Raw genomic sequence first — 2,069 nt, forward strand, 5'->3', positions numbered from 1 at the left:
ACCTCGGGTGAACAACCTCTTGGGAAACTACATCTAGATCCGGAATCGCCAAGGCAATGTGCTTGGCCTCGGCATGCGGCAGCACGGCAGACACCGCGGCTTTGAGGATGTCGCGAAGCGATGCAGGTTGCAGGTCCATGCGCAACTGGCCGGTACGGGTCCGCGCTGCCTCGATGAGGTCCTCGACCAGCCGAGCCTCGGTCGCCACGTGGTGCTTCATGTTGACGAGGGACGCCCTGATGGCCTCCGGGTCCGCGAGCGCACCGCGGAGCAAGAGCTCGATTCGCGTTGCGAGCACGGACAGCGGCGTTCGAAGCTCGTGCGACACGCTGGCCAGAAACACTTCGCGCAGCCTGCTGAGGTCCTGCAGGCGCTCGACCGCCTCGGCGTGGCGAACCGTGGACTCGATCATCGTCTCGAGCAATTCGGTGTACACGGTCATGCGCGCCTCGGGAACAGGTGACTCCAGCCGCGCCTCGGCCCAAAGCCGTGCACCGTCGACGCCGAGCTGGCGCGCAATGCGCTCGCATCCCAGCGGAGTTCCGAAGGTGGAGAACGCCCATCCGTACACGATCGCCCCGCGCACTTGGCCGCCGATCACCAGGGGGACGGCCTGCAGGCGCAGCTCGTCGCAGACGCTGGCGTACTCGGCTGCGCCCGTTTCGAGGACCTGCACGGCGAGATCCCGCTCGATCCGGTCGCCGAAGCGGTTCTCGCTCCAGACACCTGAACTCGCCAGCAGGCGCGCAACCTTCGAAGAGGCGAACGGCCCGGCCTGCCTTTCGCCATCCTGATCGTAGGCGCAGACGCAGAGCTCGGTCGCCGCGGCGAAGCGCGCCAGGGCCCGACGCCAGCCTTCCCAGTCCAACCCCGTCGGACGGCTCTCGGCGTCGGCATTGTGGTTCACGAAGCAGTCTCGGGAGGCAGCTCCGGCGAGTCCGGCAATGCCTTGCCGTGCGCGACGGCGTCCTCGATCACCGGGCTCTTGCGCGAGGGGGAGCGAGCCAGCAGGCCATAGTAGGAGGAAAACGGCAACTGCGGCACGGGTGTCGCCTCGTCGCCCTCGACCACCGATTCGTCGAGCAGGGAAATGCCGCCTGCGCCGATCACGTACTCGCGCGTGGTCTGGATGTTCTTGCTGCCGCGCACCTTCGGCACCGCGATCGCGCGGCGCAGGCGCGTGGAGATCTCCACATAGCTCAGCAGGATGATGTTGTCGACGAGGTGCGAGCCCTTGAGCTCCTCGCTGATCTGCGAGACCCCCAGGAGCTCGGGACTCTCGTAGTTGAAGAACGCCGTCGCCAGCCGTCCCTTGACGAAGTTCGCCAGGGCGTAGAGAAAGTCGGAGGCCTGTTCAGGACTCGCCATTTCGTACACCGCCACCGAATCGAAAACGACACAGTCGATGCCCTTTTGCTCCACCAGCTTTGTCACACGGTCGAAGTGAACGTCGACCTCCAGCTCCAGCGGCGACTCGTAGTGGATGAAGAGCGAGCCTTGCCGCACCATAGCTTCCAGATCGAAGCCCAAGCTTGCTGCGTTGCGGATCAGCTGGCGTGGATGCTCGTCCAGCGTCACCAGCAGCGCCCGCCGCCCGGCCAGGACTGCCGAGGTCAGGAACTGGACGCCCAGGACCGTCTTGCCGGTGCCGGAAATGCCGGTGACCATGGTGATCGAGCCTTCGTACAGCCCGCCGTCCATGATCAGATCCAGCGCGGCGCAACCGACCGACACGCGCTCGCTCGACGTGGGCTGGTCTTCGTCGACCTTGGGGCGCGACTGGGCACGTCGATACACGAGGATGCCCGCGCCGGCCTCGATGCGCATCGAGTGGCTTCCGCTGATGAAGTCCTGCCCGCGGGACTTGACGACCGACAGGGTCCTGTGGACCCGCCTGCGCACCTCGGTGCGGGTCAGCGAAAAGATGGTATCGAAGACGAAGCGCTCGTGCGCATGGGCCTCCAGCTTCGTATCCCCGCGCTCCGCGGTGACGAGCGTCGTGACGCCGAGCCGCGTGAGTCCCTCGACCAGCAGGTGGACATCCTCGCGAAACGGCTTGTCGTTGGCCT

General features: G+C 66.0%; 2 protein-coding genes. Both read right to left on the reverse strand.

Annotated elements, in window-relative coordinates:
* The coding region (locus tag APY03_RS25550) for a sensor histidine kinase (protein ID WP_102906365.1) at positions 1-907 on the reverse strand (907 nt) is incomplete at its 3' end.
* A partial coding sequence (locus APY03_RS25555; protein WP_198161302.1) for an RAD55 family ATPase occupies positions 904-2,069 on the reverse strand: 1,166 nt, incomplete at its 5' end. The genes APY03_RS25550 and APY03_RS25555, both read right to left, overlap by 4 nt.

Source organism: Variovorax sp. WDL1, assembly GCF_001541225.1.
Classification (GTDB): Bacteria; Pseudomonadota; Gammaproteobacteria; order Burkholderiales; family Burkholderiaceae_C; genus Variovorax.